Here is a 14,607-nt window from a genome sequence, read left to right on the forward strand (position 1 = left end):
GTTTTCTCAATGTCCGGCCACGGAATTTCCAATGAGGCAGGCGTGCAGCCAATGGCGCGCCTCCCGTTTTGGTTGTATGGTTGCGGCAATCTGCGAGGTGTCGCCATGTCGTTCTTCTACAGCCTGGACAAGACGAATCCGGTACAGCGGCGCATCGCGGCGCGCCTCCTCAGACTGGGCGCCCGGCTCGACGCCGAAATTCCCGCCAAGACACTGGACTCCACCCTCCTGCTGGCGACCTGGAATATCCGCGAGTTCGATAGTCCCGCCTATGGTCTGCGCGGGATGGAGCCTTACCATTACATCGCCGAGATTATCTCGCGCTTCGATCTGGTCGCGCTGCAGGAAGTTCGGCTTGATACTGCGCCGCTGGACAGGCTGCGCGAGCTCCTTGGCCCCTGGTGGAAATACCTGGTGACCGATGTCACCGACGGCACCCGGGGCAATAAGGAGCGGATGGCTTTCCTCTATGACAGCCGCAAGGTGCGCTTTGGCGGTCTGGCGGGGGAAATCGTCATTCCGCCGATCGAGACGCGCGACGAGTCGGGCCGGCTGGTCTATTCGCCAGCGAGCCAGCTTGCCCGCACGCCCTATGTCGTGGGTTTCGAGGCCGGCTGGTTCAAATTCATGCTGTCGACCGTGCATATCCTCTATGGCGAGAGCCGGGCCGACGATCCCGATCGCGAGCGCGAAATCCGCGAACTGGCCCGCTTCATGGCGGACCGGGCAAAGGAGGATCACGCCTGGGCGCGCAATCTCATCCTTCTGGGCGATTTCAACATTTTCGCACCTGACGATGTCACCTTCTCGGCCCTGACCGATGCCGGTTTCGTCATCCCCGAAGGCTTGCAGCAGGTCACCAATGTCGGGCGGGAAGAGCGCTTTTTCGACCAGATGGCCTTCATGACGCCGAACCTGACGCGCGACCAGATCATCGCCGCCGGGGCCTTCAATTTCTACGATTGCGTCTATTGCGAGGATGACGAGGCGCTGTACGTGCCCGATATGGGCGAGGCTTATCACACCACGTCGCGGGGCGAGCCGCGGGGCAATAAATCGCTCTATTACCGGACCTATTGGCGCACGCACCAGATGTCCGACCATCTGCCGCTATGGGCGGCGATCAAAGTCGATTTCGGGCGCGAATACCTGGCGTCCAGAACGGTTTAGAACAAGACCCGCGGGTTCATGATGCCCTTGGGGTCCAGCGCCTGCTTGATCGCCCGCATCACCTTCACGTCGACCGGCTTGCGATTGGCCAGTTCCTCGCGCTTGAGGATGCCGATGCCGTGCTCGGCGGAAATCGATCCGCCGAACTCGTCCACCGTGTCATAGACAATCTTCGACATTTCGCCTGCGCGGGCCATGAAGCCGGCATGGGCGTCCGGATCGATGCAGGCGATGTTGTAGTGAACATTGCCGTCGCCGACATGGCCGAAGGCGACGACGATCCCGTCCGGAAAGTCCCGGTTCACACGCTGCGTCGCGACGTCGATGAAGGCGGACATCTTCGATACCGGGATCGACACGTCATGCTTGACGGCGAGGCCCTGCCCGCGCTCGGCCTCGGCGATGCTTTCGCGCAGGCGCCAGAGATCCTGCATCTGGGCTTCGTTTTCCGCGATCACGGCGTCCTGGACCAGTCCCGCCTCGAAGCCCTGCTCCAGCGCGGCCTCCATGGTCTCGCGCGCGCCGTCCGGGCGGCCGAAACTCATCTCGCAGACCACATACCAGGGATGCTTGGCCTCAAGCGGGTCGCGTGTGCCGGGAATCCGCATCAGCACAAATTCCAGCGCGAGGTTCGGCATGACCTCGAAGGCGGTCACAGCGCCGCCCGAGACCTGTTTCGCCATGCCGAGAAATTTCACCGCATCGTCCACGGAGTTCATGCCGATGAAGGCCAGTTCCATGCGGCCGGGACGTGGGAAGAGTTTCAGCGTGGCGGCAGTGATGATGCCCAGCGTGCCTTCGGCGCCGATCAGCAATTGCTTGAGATCATAGCCGGTATTGTCTTTGCGCAAGCCTGTCAGCCCGGACCAGATCGTGCCGTCCGGCAGCACGGCTTCCAGTCCCAGGACCAGTTCCCGCGTCATGCCGTAGCGCAGGACATGCACGCCGCCGGCATTGGTGGAAATCAGCCCGCCGATCATGGCCGAACCCTGCGAGCCCAGCGAGAGCGGGAAGAGGCGGTTGGCGCCTTCTGCCGTCTGCTGCAAGCTTTCCAGTACGCAGCCGGCCTCTACGGTCATGGAATCATTGTCGGTGTCGATCTCGCGCACGGCGGTCATGCGCTTCAGCGAGATCAGCACTTCGCCTTGGGGCGTCGCAGCCCCGCACAGCGAGGTATTGCCGCCTTGGGGCGTGATCGCCACGCCGGCCTCGGCGCACAGCTTGACCACAGCCGAGACTTCCCCGGTGGAGGCTGGTTTGAGCAGAATCGGCGTTTCGCCCTTGTAGCGGCCGCGCCAGTCGTGGACATGCGGTTCGAGTTCCTGCGGATCCTGGCTCCAGCCTTTCGGGCCAAGAGCGGCCTTGAGATTGTCGATCAGGTCGGCGGGCAGGGTCACGGCAGCAGTCATGGCGTCGGGTCGTCCTTGGGCGCAGCGGCGCGTTGCAGGCGGTCATTGATGGCTTCACCCAAACCCTGATCCGGGATGGGCGCAACTGCAATGCGTTCCGGCCCGCGTGCGTCGAGATCACGCAGGGCGGCAAACAGGCGTGTGGCGGCTTCGGCGAGATCGCCGGCCTCCGACAGGTTGATATGGCCTCCGATGGCGCCGAAGCCCAGCAACAGCTCGCCGGGCCGGGCTTCGCTGGCATTGAGCCGCATCGCTGCATTGGGGGCGTAATGGCTTTTCAGCATGCCGGGGCTGGCGAGCGGGGCGTCGGGCCCGGGAGTTTCCAGAGGTCCGGTGATCGGCTGGATGTGCACGCGGGCCAGACCGCCGGGCCGCAGCAAGATGGCGCGCTTGCCGTCGATGGCGACGACGGTCGATTCAACCCCGACGGGGCAGGCGCCGCCATCAAGGATGAGGTCGACCTTGTCGCCCAGGCCGTCGGCGACATGCTGGGCCGTGGTGGGGCTGATCGAGCCTGACGGGTTGGCGCTGGGCGCCACCAGGGGCGCGCCGAAAGCGCTGATCAGCGTGCGGGCTGCCGGGTGGGCCGGCGCGCGCAGGGCGATACTGTCGAGTCCGGCATTGGCGATGTCGGCGATGTCGGCGTCCGGCTTTTTCGGCAAAACCAGCGTGAGCGGCCCCGGCCAGTAGGTCGCGGCGAGTTTTGCCCCCAGCTCCGGCCACTCGGCGATGCGCTGGGCCATTTTCGGACCGGTGACATGGGCGATCAGTGGGTTGAAGCGCGGCCGCCCCTTGGCGGCGTAGAGCCGCGCGACGGCGTCCGGGTTGGCAGCATCGGCAGCCAGGCCGTAAACGGTCTCCGTCGGCATGGCCACGAGACCGCCCGCCTGCAGGATGGCGGCGGCTTCGGCAATGGCTTCGGCAGAGTTGGCAGGCTTGATCGGAGCGGTCATGGGGCGTGAGCTAGCGCTTCACGCCCCTGCCACGCAAGCCTACTCGGCGGCATCGGCCTCGATATGCAGCACGAGGGTCACCTCGGCCGCGGCCGAACCCCAGCTGGACGAGCCGACGCCGTAGTCGGCGCGGGCGAGTGTGTAGCGGCTGTCCGCAACGGCCCGGCCGCTATTGATCGCCAGGGTGAAGGGCAGCACGATGTCGCGTTCGGTGCCGGCCATGGCGAGCGTGCCGTGCGCTTCATAGCCCTCATCCGTTGCCCGGATATCCTCGGAGACAAAGGTCGCGGCCTCGTACTCCGACGGGTTCAGGCCGGAATCTGACAGCATGGAACTGTCCATCTGGCCATTGCCGGTCGTGCCGCTGGAGGTGAGCACGCGGGCCGAGATCGAGGCGTTGTCCAGATCGGCCGGGTCGAGCACGATCTCGGCCGTCCAGTCCGAAAACTCTCCCGTCACTGCACCACCGGACACCGTCGTCTCGAAGCCGACGGAACTGTCGGCCCGATCGACCTGCCAGGACTGGGCGCTGGCCGGAGCGGCAGCGAGGGCCAGCGGGAGAAGAAACGCGTAACGCAACATCGGCACTTATCCTTTCAGGACCGGGATCATGCGGGCGATCAGCCCGTCGCGGTCGAAAAACTGGTGTTTCAGGGCCGCTGCAGCGTGCAGGCCGAACAGGATCAGGATCGGCCAGCCGCCGGCCCCGTGGATCGAGCCGGACACTTCGTGCAGGCTCTCGCTTTGCGGAACCGGCAGACGCGGCAGCGGCATGTCGGGATTGTTGAACAGGAAAGAGGGCAGTTCCGAGGCGGAGGCGGAAATCCAGCCCATGATCGGCATGCCGATCATCAGCACGTAGAAGGCCCAGTGCACGGCGTGGGCGGCCAGCTTTTCCCAGGGTTTCATGCCTTCGGGCATGCCCGGTGTCTTGTGGGTGAGGCGCCAGGCCAGACGGATGAGCGACAGGACCAGGATCGCCATGCCCGTCGTCTTGTGCAGATTGTAGGCCTGCTGAACCTCTTCCAGCGGCACGGTGCCGGCGAACAGGCCTTCGCGCAGGTCTTCCATGTACCAGCCGAAAAACACCATGCCGAGCAGCAGGACCGCGAGGATCCAGTGAAGGGTGATGGCGACGGCGGTGTAGCGTGGCGTGTCGGTCATGGTTCGGGCTCCCCCAACGGCTTTCCCGCCCGTGCGGGGGCGGCTCTCGTCACAGTATATGCCCGCTGTCTGCGCGTCCGAAAAGCCACACAAAGTCGCGGGCTGGACAAAACACTGTTTCCGGATTCGCATCGGCGGGAAGGCGGGTTATGTTCCGGCCACAAAAAAATGATGACGGAGGTCGGCCATGACATATCGCGCACCGCTGGATGAATTGCGCTTCACGCTGGAAGAAGTTGCGGCTGTTGAGGGGCTGAAGGCGACGGGCGCCTTCCCGGACTTCACCTCCGATCTGACGGCGGCCATTCTGGAAGAGGCTGCCAAGCTGGCGGAAAATGTGCTCGCGCCGCTCAACCGCGTCGGCGACGCCGAGCACTGCAAGCTCGAGAATGACGCCGTCACCACGCCGACCGGTTTCCCGGCGGCCTATGCGCAATTCGTCGAAGGCGGCTGGCAGGGGCTGCAATTCCCGGCCGAGCTGGGCGGTATGGGGCTGCCGCGGGCGCTGGGCGTGGCCGTGCTGGAAATGATCCAGGGCGCGAACCTGTCCTTCGGTCTCGGCCCGATGCTCACCTATGGCGGGATCGAGGCGCTGATCGCTCACGGTACTGACGAGCAGAAGGAATTGTATCTGGGCAAGCTGCTCACCGGCGAGTGGTCGGCCACGATGAACCTCACCGAGCCTCAGGCCGGGTCGGATGTGGGCGCGCTGCGCACCAAGGCCGAACCGAATGCCGACGGCAGCTGGGCGATCTCGGGCCAGAAGATCTTCATCACCTGGGGCGAACACGACTGTGCGGAGAATATCATCCATCTCGTGCTCGCGCGGACGCCGGGTTCGCCGGAGGGCACGAAGGGTATTTCGCTCTTCATCGTACCGAAAATCCTGCCGGACGGGTCGCGCAACGACCTGCGCGCCATCGGGGTCGAGCACAAGCTGGGCATTCACGGCTCGCCGACCTGCACCATGGAATACACCGGCGCGACCGGTTGGCTGATCGGCGGTGAAAACGCCGGCATGCGCTGCATGTTCACGATGATGAATTCGGCGCGTCTGAATGTCGGCGTGCAGGGGGTGGGCATCGCCGAGCGGGCCTTCCAGCAGGCCCTGGCCTATGCACAGGACCGCAAGCAGGGCCGCGCCATCGACGCCGAGGGCCCGGCACCGCACGCCATCATCCATCACCCGGACATCAAGCGCACCCTGTCGCTGATGAAGGCCAAGATCGCCGCCTCGCGGGCCATCTGCGTGTCCTGCGCCGTGGCGACCGACATGGCCGAGCATGCCGAGGACGCCGACGAGCGCGCCGCGGCCAAGCGCCGCGAGGAGTTGCTCACGCCGGTGGCGAAAGCCTGGTCGACCGATATCGGCGTCGAGGTCGCGTCCTTGGGCGTCCAGGTTCATGGCGGCATGGGCTATATCGAGGAAACCGGTGCGGCCCAGCATCTGCGCGATGCCCGTATCACGCCGATCTATGAAGGCACCAATGCCATCCAGGCGATCGACCTGGTCGGCCGCAAGCTGAACATGGATGGCGGCGCGGCCTTTGACGAGCTGTTCTCGGATATCGGGCAGACCATCGAGGCCTGCACGACCTCGTCACACCCGGACTTGCCGCCACTCGGCGATCGCCTGCAGGACAGTCTGGATGCCATGCGTGAAGCAGTCGACTGGCTGAAAGAGGTCGACATGAAGGACCGGCTGGCCGGCGCCACCCCCTTCCTCACCCTGGCGGGCGAGACGATCGGCGGTTGGCTGCTGTGCGTCGGGGCCGTCGCAGCTCGCCGGCGTCAGAAGGAGAATATCGGCGACCCCGCCTTCGCGGCCCAGCGGATAGCCCTGGCGAACTTCTATGCCGAAGCGGTGATGACGTTGGCACCGTCGCGCGTCGACGACGTCACCATGGGCGCGGAGATGATCGACGAGGTCGGCTTCGGCGTCTGATCAAAAGGGGACAGGTGTCCCTTTTTGATATCTTGCGCCAGGTCAATGCGACGGCGGCAACGGCCCGCAATGCTTGCGGGCAGGTTTGCGGAGATGCCGTCATGAAAACCCTTGTTGTCTACTATTCCCTGACCGGAACCACGCGGGCCGTGGCCGAGATGATTGCCGACCAGATGAAGGCCGATCTCGCGGAGATTGGTTGCACCCGTTATGGGCGGGGCGTGTGGGGCATGATCCGGGCCGTGTACGACAGCCTGCGCAACAACCTGCCGCCCATCGAGCCACTGGCCCGCAATGTGACCGCTTACGATCTGGTCATTGTGGGCGGGCCGATCTGGGCCTCGCATCCTACGCCGCCCGTGCGCCGCTTCCTGCGTCAGACCGTTTTGCGACTGCCGCGTACGGCCGTCTTCCTGACCCATCAGGGCTCGCCGGCCGAAGGGGCCTTGGCGGAGATGGAGGACATTATCGGCAAGTCTGCAGCGGCAACACTTGTGGCCCGCAAGGCCGATCTCGACGAACCCGTGATGGCGGAGAAGGTCGCGGCCTTTGCGCTGGCTCTGGAACGTCGCGCCGGTTCCGTCTGACGGTGACCGGCCCGCCGCCCTACATCCACATGCCGTGCGGGTCGGGGTGGCCGCGTCCGTCCACGAGACGGACCAGGCCCACGATCGACCGCGCCAGCATCCACAGCCAGATCAGGGCGAAGCCGATCAGGCCGAAGGGCGCCAGGATTACCGTCAGAACCATGACGGTACAGGCTACAATGCCGACGATCGCCGCCCAGAAACTCTTGATCTGGTAGGTGAAGTGGGATTGCAGCCAGTGCGGGGAGCCGTCGCGGCGGGCATAGGCGATGATCACGGCGACGAGGCTGGATACGCCGATGATATTGCCGACGAGCAGCAGGGCATAGTTCAGCCCCGCCAGAAGGCGGTCGTCCCGGTCGGCAGCCGGCGTCGAGGTCGGTTCGTAGATGGTCTGGTTCATAATATCGATCCTTTCCCACGAAGATGGCCAAAGCGCGGCACGTGACAGGGGATGCGACACCTTGCCGTCCCCCGTCTCTGCGCGGTGTGGCTGCGGCGGCGATGCCACGGCAGGCTGAAAATGCTGTCATCTCCGCGCCCAAGCCTTGGTTGTGACGGCGTTTCGACGTATTCGGAAGGCTGATGCGTGAGCACGGGAGGTGTTCGGGTGCCCTTGGCGCGTTTCCTGGACCATGCCGGTATCGTCCTGCTTCTCGGCGGGATCGCGGGGTATGTCATTCTGCTGGCAGCCGGATTGATCGGCCGCTGGTATCTGCCTTACCCGGTGAGCGGTTTCTGGCTGCTGGTGACGGGCATGCCGGCTGCCGGCGTGGCGATCATGTTCCTGCGCGCACGGGAGAACCGGATCGTGTTCGAAGACGGAGACGAGGAATGAGCCTGATTGTCACCATGGCGGATGCCGTGCCGGGCCGCGAGATCGACCGTGTGGTCGGTATCGCGCGCGGCAATGTCGTCCGGGCCCGCTTTTTCGGCCGCGATTTCATCGCCGGCTTGCGCAATATCGTCGGCGGCGAAGTCCCCGAATACACCGACCTTCTGTCCGAAGCGCGCGAGACCGCGCTCGACCGGATGGCGAAACACGCCGAAGAGCTCGGCGCCGACGCGATTGTGACTGTGCGCCTGTCGACTTCGTCGGTGATGGAAGGTGCGGCGGAAATCCTGGCCTACGGAACGGCGGTAAAACTGAAATGAGTGCCTTGATGAAGCGCCTGGCCGGCCGGGCTGCGAGCGAGATTGTGGAAACCGTGCGCTTTGTCGCCGGTGTGGCGGCCGTCTGGCTGGGGCTGGTGACCTTCGGTTTCGCCGCCTTCCACATCCCGTCGGAAAGCATGCAGCCCTCGCTGGAAGTCGGCGACCGGGTTCTGGTGTCCAAATGGGCCTATGGCTATTCAGTCCATTCCCTGCCTCTGGGCATCGGCTACATGTTGCCGGACAACTGGAATGGCCGCTTGGCCTGGCACGATCCGCAGCGCGGCGATGTCGTCGTCTTCCGTGACGAGCGCCAGTCGCCGCCGCGCAATCTGATCAAGCGCGTCATCGGTATCGAGGGCGATGTGATCGAGATGCGCCAGGGCCAGCTCTACCTCAATGGCGAGCCGGTGCCGCGCGAACTCATCGAAGTGCGCTCCTACCGGGATCATCCGCGCGACAATATCGTCACCGCGACCCTGTTCGAGGAAACCCTGCCGGGCGGCCGGGATCACCCCATCTATGAGCGCGGTGACAACTACCAGCTCGACAGCTACGGGCCGGTGACGATCCTGCCGGGCACGGTCTTTGTGATGGGCGACAACCGGGATGCCTCCAATGACAGCCGGGCCTCGAACGGGCCGGGCCTTGTGCCGCTGGAGAATGTTGTCGGCAGGGCGGAAACGGTGCTGTTCACCTTCGAACGCTGCCGCCGCGAAGACGGGCTGTACTGTCCGCGCGGGCGGGTCTGGCGCGGTCTCTAGGTCATGAAACAATCCTCGCTCCGGCGTCTGCGTATCCGGGCCGCCCGGATCGGGGCCGAGGTCGGCGAGGCGGTGAACATGTTCGCCGGCGTGGCGGCGGTCTGGTTCGGTTTCACCTCGCTGGCCTTTGCGACCTACTATATTCCGTCGGAAAGCATGCAGCCCTCGCTGGAAGTGGGCGACCGGATCGTGGTGTCGAAATGGGCCTATGGCTATTCGCGTCACACCCTGCCGCTGGGCCTGGGCAATCTCCTGCCTGACAGCTGGGACGGGCGTATCGGCTGGGGCAGCCCGCGGCGCGGCGATGTCGTGGTGTTGTGGGATGACCGCCAGGATCTGACCCTGATCAAGCGGGTGATTGGCCTGCCCGGCGATATCGTGGCGATGCGCGATGGCCGTCTCTTCATCAACGGGGCCCAGGTCGACCGCACGCTCGTCGAGGACCGGACCTATCGCGAGAATGCTGATCCGCAGGACGCGATCCGCGTGCGTCTCTATGAAGAGCGTCTGCCCGGCGGCCGGGTTCACCCGATTTACGAGCGCGGCGACAATAACTGGCTGGACGAGTACGGGCCGGACGTCGTGCCGGCGGGCCATGTCTTCGTCATGGGCGACAATCGCGACAATTCCGCCGACAGCCGTGCGCCGGAAGGGCCGGGCTTTGTGCGTTTCGAGAATATTGTCGGCCGGGCCGAGACCGTTCTCTACACGTTCGAGCAATGCCGTCACGAGGATGGCCTGTACTGCCCGCGCGGTCGGGTCTGGCGCGGGCTGTAGCGGCGCTCTAACCTCTCCGGATACATCCAGCCGGGGAGACATGGCCATGAGCCTCAAGGGCAAGACGATCTTCATCACGGGTGCCAGCCGCGGTATCGGCCTGGCGATCGGCGAGCGTTGTGCGCGTGACGGTGCCAATATCGTCATCGCCGCGAAGTCCGACACGCCGGATCCGCGCCTTGAGGGGACGATCCACACGGCTGCCGAGACCATCGAGAAGGCCGGCGGCCAGGCCCTCGCCGTGAAATGCGATATCCGTCACGAGGAGGAGGTCGAGGCCGCGGTTGCTGCTGCCGTTGACCGTTTCGGCGGTATCGATGCCGTGATCAACAATGCCTCGGCAATCTTTCCGCGGGGCACGGCCGACACGCCGATGAAGCGGTATGATCTCATGCACCAGGTCAATGGCCGCGGCACCTTCCTGACCACCCAGAAATGCCTGCCCCACCTGATGAAGGCAGAGAACCCGCACATTATCGCCCTGGCGCCGCCGCTGGACATGCGTGGCCTGTGGTTCGGACCCCATGTCGCCTACACCTCGGCGAAATACCAGATGAGCCTGTGCGTGCTGGGCTGGGGCGAGGAATTCAAGGGCAAGATTGGCGCGAATGCGATCTGGCCGCGCACCGCCGTCGCGACAGCCGCGATCTCCAACGTGCTGGCTGGCGAGGAGGCGATGAAGAATTGCCGCAAGCCGGAAATCCTCGCCGATACGGCCTATGCCGTGCTGAACAAGCCGGCGGCCGAATTCACCGGCAATTTCATCATCGACGACACCTTCCTCTGGGAAGAGGGCGAGCGCGATCTCGACAAGTATTCCTATGATCCCGAAATCGAGCTCCTGCCCGACTTCTTCGTGCCGGAGGATGTGCCCGCACCGCCGGGCGTAAAAATCATGAACGTCACGCTGGGGCATTGATGCCGGCGCGGTGATCGCCCGGGTTCAAAATACCGCTTGCATCGCGCGAAAATTCGCCAATATGAGCGTTGGAGCGTCGCACTCTGCGGCTGGCTGGCCCGGCCGCTTCATTCTCGCCGGCCGTCGACGCGGCCGGCCGGAGTGTCAGACCCATGCTTCTGGTCGAAACCTATCTTCAACCCAGCCCGCTGGAAGGGCTGGGCGTGTTTGCTGCCAAGCGGATCCGCAAGGGCACTTTGATGTGGATGCTCGATCCGGCGACCGATCTCGTGCTTACCGAGGCGCAACTGGCGGAACGGCCGCCGGTCTACCGTGGCTATATCCAGCGCTACGCCTATTTCGACCGGAGCCTGAACGGCTATCTGCTCGATGGCGATCACGCCCGCTTCCTGAACCATTCCAGCACGCCGAACCTCGACTTCTCGGCCGCTGACGGAAGCGGCGTCGCCATTCGTGATATCGCCCAGGGCGAGGAAATCCTGTGCGACTACAGCCAGTTCATGGAGAATGTCGTGCTGCTGCCGACACCGGCCCGGCGCCGGCAGGCCGCGCGGATCGCCGCTGTCAGCGGTTAGACCCGCCGCAGCCCGGCGCGCTAGGCCGGTCCCGACTGCCTGTTCTTGAGCGCGGCCAGCACCTGGTCTGCGAGCGGCTTGCTCGAAGCCGGGTTTTGGCCCGTGATCAGGCGGCCGTCGCGCGCGACATGGGGGCCGAAAGCCTCGTCATTGCCTTCGAAGATGGCGCCCAGCTCGCGCAGGCGGCTTTCCAGCAGGAAGGGCACGACCTCATCCAGCCCGACCTTGCGCTCCTCCGCATCGGTAAAGCTGTTGACGCGCTTGCCTTTCACCAAGGGCGTGCCGTCGGCGAGCGTGGCGCCGACGAGGCCGGCCGGGCCATGGCAGACTGCTGCGACGATGGCGCCGGCTTCCCACGCCTTGCTGATCAGTTCGGCAACCGCCTTGCTGTCGGGCAGGTCCCACATCGTGCCGTGGCCGCCGGGCAGGTAAATGGCGTCGTATTTGCCGGGCGTCAGATGGGCTGCCGGCCGGGCCTGCTTCAGGGCCCGCATGGCGTTCTCGTCATCCATGAAGCGTTGCACGGACTGGGGGCGCTCGCCTTCGCCGTCATCCGAGCCGGGATCCGCCGGCGGCTGGCCGCCATGCACGCTGGCGATCTCGACCGTGTCGCCGGCATCCCGGAAAGCCCAGTAGGGATCGGTCAGCTCCTGCCAGTGAAAGCCGGTCGGCTTGCCGGTCTCGCCGAGCGTGCCGTGGGAGGTCGTGAGGATGAGAATGCGTGACGTCATGGAAGCCTCCATTGGGTCGTGGCTGAGCCTGGGTGCGGGGCGATCACGCCCCTCAGCGTCGCAACGGCTGCAACGCCGTCCCGTTCCGCGGCTGCACAGGACGCCGGTCTCCGCTAGGGTGCCGATTGCAGCAGCCAGCGGACAGATGGCCATGAAGACGACCCTCATCGACAGCCCCGCCAGTCTCGCCCATCGTCTGCCTGACGGGCATCCCGAGCATGACGGCCGCTATACTGCGGTGCATGAGGCCCTGGCCGGGATTGCCGGCACGGTCTGGGCGGAAGCCGAACAGGCGCCGGTCGAGGCCCTGGCCCGGTTTCATACGGTCGAGCATGTCGATCGCGTGCTGACGGCCTGTGCCGAGGCGGGTGTCGAGGGCTTTGTCGGGCTGGACCCGGACACCATCGTCTGCGGCCAGTCGGCGCGGGCCGCGCTGTCAGCGGCCGGCGGGGCCATCGCCGGCGTCGATACGGTGATCCGGGACGGGCAGGGGGCGGTCTTCCTGCTGGCGCGGCCGCCAGGGCATCATGCCGAACCCGACCGTCCGATGGGTTTCTGCCTGTTCAACACCGTCGCCATCGCTGCCATGCATGCGCTCGAGGTCCACGGCCTGCCATCGGTCGCGATTGTCGATATCGACGTGCACCATGGCAATGGCTCGCAATGCCTGGCCGAGCGCGACGAGCGCGTCCTGTTTGCTTCGCTGCACCAGTCGCCGCTCTATCCGGGCACCGGACATCGCGGGGAAACCGGCCTGGGCGGCAATGTCGTGAATGTCCCGCTGCCCGACGGAACCGACGGCGCGGCCTGGCGCGCTGCGTTCGAGGCCGAAATCGTTCCGGCGCTGCGCAAGACACAGCCGGCCCTCATTCTCGTTTCCGCCGGTTTCGATGCGCATGCGGACGATCCGCTTGGCGGGCTTGGCCTGGTCGACGAGGACTATGCCTGGGCGGCCGAACGCCTGGCTGCCCTGGCATCGGAATTTGCGCATTCGCGGCTTGTCTCCGTGCTGGAGGGCGGATACGACTGCCCGGCACTGGGCCGGTCGGCCGCGGCCTTTGTCCGCGCGCTTGCCCGGGCCTGAGCGGACGGGCATTCCCCGTCATCACAGGATTGAAGTGTCGGCAGGTAACGACGGGGCGTACCGGCTGGCTGACTCTCCCCCGTGCGACCCCGATGACCCGTTCTTCTACAGACCTACAGAGCCTGTCGCCGGGCAGTATCACCATCGCCCGTCACGGCCGTCCGGACGCCAATCGCGAGCGCTGGCTCGACTGGCGCGGATACGAGGACTGGTGGGATAATGAGTATCAGCCAGCAGGGCTGGTCGATGGCCAGTCCGTGCCCGACGCGCTGATCCAGGCTGCCGCAGAATCACACACCGTCTTTGCCAGTTCCCTGCGCCGCGCCATCGAGACGGCGCAGGCTGTGTCACCTGACCGGGCGCCCGTTATCGATCCGGTCTTCATCGAGGCCGAACTGCCGCCGCCGCCCATGCCGGGGCGCTACATGGCCAAGACCTGGGGCGTGTTTGCGCGCTGTTCCTGGTGGATGGGCTGGTCACGCGGCCGGGAAAGCCGGGTCGACGCCGAGGCCCGGGCAAGACAGGCCGCCGACCAGCTGATCGAGGCGGCTGCAGCCGGACCGGTTGTCTTGTGCGCCCATGGCTGGTTCAACCGCATGCTGCGTCCGCAATTGCGCGGGTCCGGGTGGGTGTGTGTCCGCGATGGCGGTGATACCTACTGGTCCTGGCGCCGTTATGAATACCGGCCGCGTTGAGCCCGTAATCGCGGCATTGCCGCACCCTAGTCCGCTTTCTATGCTGCCCCGAGATGAGAGGAAGCCATGTCCGATACGCCGCTACCCGACATCGAGACGCTGAGTTTCGAACAGGCGCTCGCCGAGCTCGAGCGCATCGTGCAGCAGCTCGAATCGGGCGAGGTCGAACTCGAGAAGTCGATCCAGATCTACGAGCGCGGTGCGGCCCTGCGGGCGCATTGCGAGGGCAAGCTGAAGACCGCCGAACTGAAGGTCGAGAAGATCGTGCGGGGCGAGGACGGCCAGCCGGCCACCGAGCCGGCCGGGCTCGACTGACATGGCGCAGGACGAGCCGGCGGGACCGCTCGCCACGATCGAGGATTTCCTGAAGCTCGATATCCGCGTCGGCACGGTCGTGCGTGCGGAGGCTTTCCCGGAAGCGCGCAAACCCGCGATCAAGCTGTGGGTCGATTTCGGACCCGAGCTGGGCGAGAAGAAAAGCTCGGCCCAGATCACCGTGCACTACAAGCCGGAAGACCTGGTGGGTCGTCAGGTGCTTGCTGTCGTCAACTTCCCGCCGCGCCAGATTGGCCCCATCCAGTCGGAAATCCTCGTTCTCGGGGCATCCGATCCGGAGGGCGCGATCATCCTGCTGGCGCCGGACAAGCCCGTGCCCAACGGCGCGCGGATGCATTAGGGCTGC

The 14,607-nt window shown here is 65.4% G+C and carries 19 protein-coding genes; 13 read left to right on the forward strand and 6 right to left on the reverse strand.

From position 1 onward, the window contains the following. Positions 1 to 105: 105 nt before the first annotated feature. Complete coding sequence (locus JJ918_RS09685) at positions 106 to 1,170, forward strand: endonuclease/exonuclease/phosphatase family protein (RefSeq protein ID WP_291886438.1); 1,065 nt, start codon at positions 106 to 108, stop codon at positions 1,168 to 1,170. Here JJ918_RS09685 and JJ918_RS09690 read toward each other — a convergent pair. The 4 genes from JJ918_RS09690 to JJ918_RS09705 are packed head-to-tail and all read right to left on the reverse strand — an operon-like array spanning position 1,167 to position 4,696. Continuing rightward, positions 1,167 to 2,579 (reverse strand): FAD-binding oxidoreductase, encoded by a 1,413-nt coding sequence (locus tag JJ918_RS09690; protein ID WP_291886441.1) that lies wholly within the window; start codon positions 2,577 to 2,579, stop codon positions 1,167 to 1,169. The two genes, JJ918_RS09685 and JJ918_RS09690, sit on opposite strands and share 4 nt — an antisense overlap. Beyond that, positions 2,576 to 3,532: an L-threonylcarbamoyladenylate synthase gene (locus tag JJ918_RS09695; protein WP_291886443.1), complete on the reverse strand. Its 957-nt coding sequence runs from the start codon at positions 3,530 to 3,532 to the stop codon at positions 2,576 to 2,578. Before JJ918_RS09695 ends, JJ918_RS09690 begins: the two co-directional genes overlap by 4 nt. 39 nt (positions 3,533 to 3,571) lie before the next feature. Next, positions 3,572 to 4,114, reverse strand: coding sequence for a YceI family protein (locus JJ918_RS09700; protein ID WP_291886446.1), 543 nt, complete (start codon positions 4,112 to 4,114; stop codon positions 3,572 to 3,574). 6 nt (positions 4,115 to 4,120) lie between these two features. Then, positions 4,121 to 4,696 carry a cytochrome b gene (locus tag JJ918_RS09705; protein WP_291886449.1) on the reverse strand — a complete coding sequence of 192 codons (576 nt, stop codon included), beginning with the start codon at positions 4,694 to 4,696 and terminating at the stop codon, positions 4,121 to 4,123. 187 nt (positions 4,697 to 4,883) lie between these two features. On the opposite strand from JJ918_RS09705, the gene JJ918_RS09710 reads away from it, so the two are divergent. Both JJ918_RS09710 and JJ918_RS09715 read left to right on the forward strand, forming a co-directional pair. Further along, a complete protein-coding gene (locus JJ918_RS09710) occupies positions 4,884 to 6,641 on the forward strand; it encodes an acyl-CoA dehydrogenase (protein WP_291886452.1) in 1,758 nt (585 codons plus the stop codon). Between the two features lie 101 nt (positions 6,642 to 6,742). Then, positions 6,743 to 7,228, forward strand: a complete 486-nt coding sequence (locus tag JJ918_RS09715) for a hypothetical protein (RefSeq protein WP_291886455.1) — start codon at positions 6,743 to 6,745, stop codon at positions 7,226 to 7,228. A 19-nt stretch (positions 7,229 to 7,247) separates the two neighbouring features. On the opposite strand, the gene JJ918_RS09720 is transcribed toward JJ918_RS09715, so the two are convergent. Beyond that, positions 7,248 to 7,631, reverse strand: coding sequence for a hypothetical protein (locus tag JJ918_RS09720; protein ID WP_291886458.1), 384 nt, complete (start codon positions 7,629 to 7,631; stop codon positions 7,248 to 7,250). Positions 7,632 to 7,844: 213 nt separating this feature from the next. On the opposite strand from JJ918_RS09720, the gene JJ918_RS09725 reads away from it, so the two are divergent. The 6 genes from JJ918_RS09725 (at position 7,845) to JJ918_RS09750 (ending at position 11,415) form a co-directional block, all read left to right on the forward strand. Next, positions 7,845 to 8,066, forward strand: a complete 222-nt coding sequence (locus JJ918_RS09725; RefSeq protein ID WP_291886461.1) for a hypothetical protein — start codon at positions 7,845 to 7,847, stop codon at positions 8,064 to 8,066. Further along, the gene (locus JJ918_RS09730) at positions 8,063 to 8,383 is read left to right on the forward strand and encodes a YbjQ family protein (protein ID WP_271185015.1); all 321 of its coding nucleotides are present in this window, start codon (positions 8,063 to 8,065) and stop codon (positions 8,381 to 8,383) included. The genes JJ918_RS09725 and JJ918_RS09730 overlap by 4 nt, the downstream gene beginning before the upstream one ends. An 8-nt stretch (positions 8,384 to 8,391) precedes the next feature. Further along, positions 8,392 to 9,144, forward strand: coding sequence for a signal peptidase I (gene lepB / locus JJ918_RS09735; RefSeq protein WP_291886466.1), 753 nt, complete (start codon positions 8,392 to 8,394; stop codon positions 9,142 to 9,144). Between the two features lie 3 nt (positions 9,145 to 9,147). Next, positions 9,148 to 9,921: a signal peptidase I gene (lepB, locus tag JJ918_RS09740; protein ID WP_291886469.1), complete on the forward strand. Its 774-nt coding sequence runs from the start codon at positions 9,148 to 9,150 to the stop codon at positions 9,919 to 9,921. A 46-nt stretch (positions 9,922 to 9,967) separates the two neighbouring features. Beyond that, complete coding sequence (locus tag JJ918_RS09745; protein ID WP_291886472.1) at positions 9,968 to 10,840, forward strand: NAD(P)-dependent oxidoreductase; 873 nt, start codon at positions 9,968 to 9,970, stop codon at positions 10,838 to 10,840. A 152-nt stretch (positions 10,841 to 10,992) separates the two neighbouring features. Then, positions 10,993 to 11,415 carry an SET domain-containing protein gene (locus JJ918_RS09750; protein WP_291886474.1) on the forward strand — a complete coding sequence of 141 codons (423 nt, stop codon included), beginning with the start codon at positions 10,993 to 10,995 and terminating at the stop codon, positions 11,413 to 11,415. A gap of 20 nt (positions 11,416 to 11,435) precedes the next feature. Here the strand turns inward: JJ918_RS09750 and JJ918_RS09755 are convergent, their stop codons facing one another. Then, on the reverse strand, positions 11,436 to 12,146 hold the full coding sequence (locus tag JJ918_RS09755) for a type 1 glutamine amidotransferase domain-containing protein (RefSeq protein WP_291886477.1): 711 nt from the start codon (positions 12,144 to 12,146) through the stop codon (positions 11,436 to 11,438). Positions 12,147 to 12,297: 151 nt separating this feature from the next. Between JJ918_RS09755 and JJ918_RS09760 the strand changes: the two genes are divergently transcribed. The 4 genes from JJ918_RS09760 to JJ918_RS09775 all read left to right on the forward strand — a co-directional run bounded on the left by JJ918_RS09760 (position 12,298) and on the right by JJ918_RS09775 (position 14,601). Next, positions 12,298 to 13,230 carry a histone deacetylase family protein gene (locus tag JJ918_RS09760; RefSeq protein ID WP_291886480.1) on the forward strand — a complete coding sequence of 311 codons (933 nt, stop codon included), beginning with the start codon at positions 12,298 to 12,300 and terminating at the stop codon, positions 13,228 to 13,230. Positions 13,231 to 13,322: 92 nt separating this feature from the next. After that, entirely contained in the window at positions 13,323 to 13,925 is a 603-nt protein-coding gene (locus tag JJ918_RS09765; RefSeq protein WP_291886483.1) for a histidine phosphatase family protein, read from the forward strand. Positions 13,926 to 13,991: 66 nt separating this feature from the next. Beyond that, a complete protein-coding gene (locus JJ918_RS09770) occupies positions 13,992 to 14,240 on the forward strand; it encodes an exodeoxyribonuclease VII small subunit (protein ID WP_271185023.1) in 249 nt (82 codons plus the stop codon). A 1-nt stretch (position 14,241) separates the two neighbouring features. Next, on the forward strand, positions 14,242 to 14,601 hold the full coding sequence (locus tag JJ918_RS09775) for a tRNA-binding protein (protein ID WP_291886485.1): 360 nt from the start codon (positions 14,242 to 14,244) through the stop codon (positions 14,599 to 14,601). Positions 14,602 to 14,607 lie beyond the last annotated feature (6 nt).

Source organism: Maricaulis sp., assembly GCF_017642925.1.
GTDB lineage: Bacteria > Pseudomonadota > Alphaproteobacteria > Caulobacterales > Maricaulaceae > Maricaulis.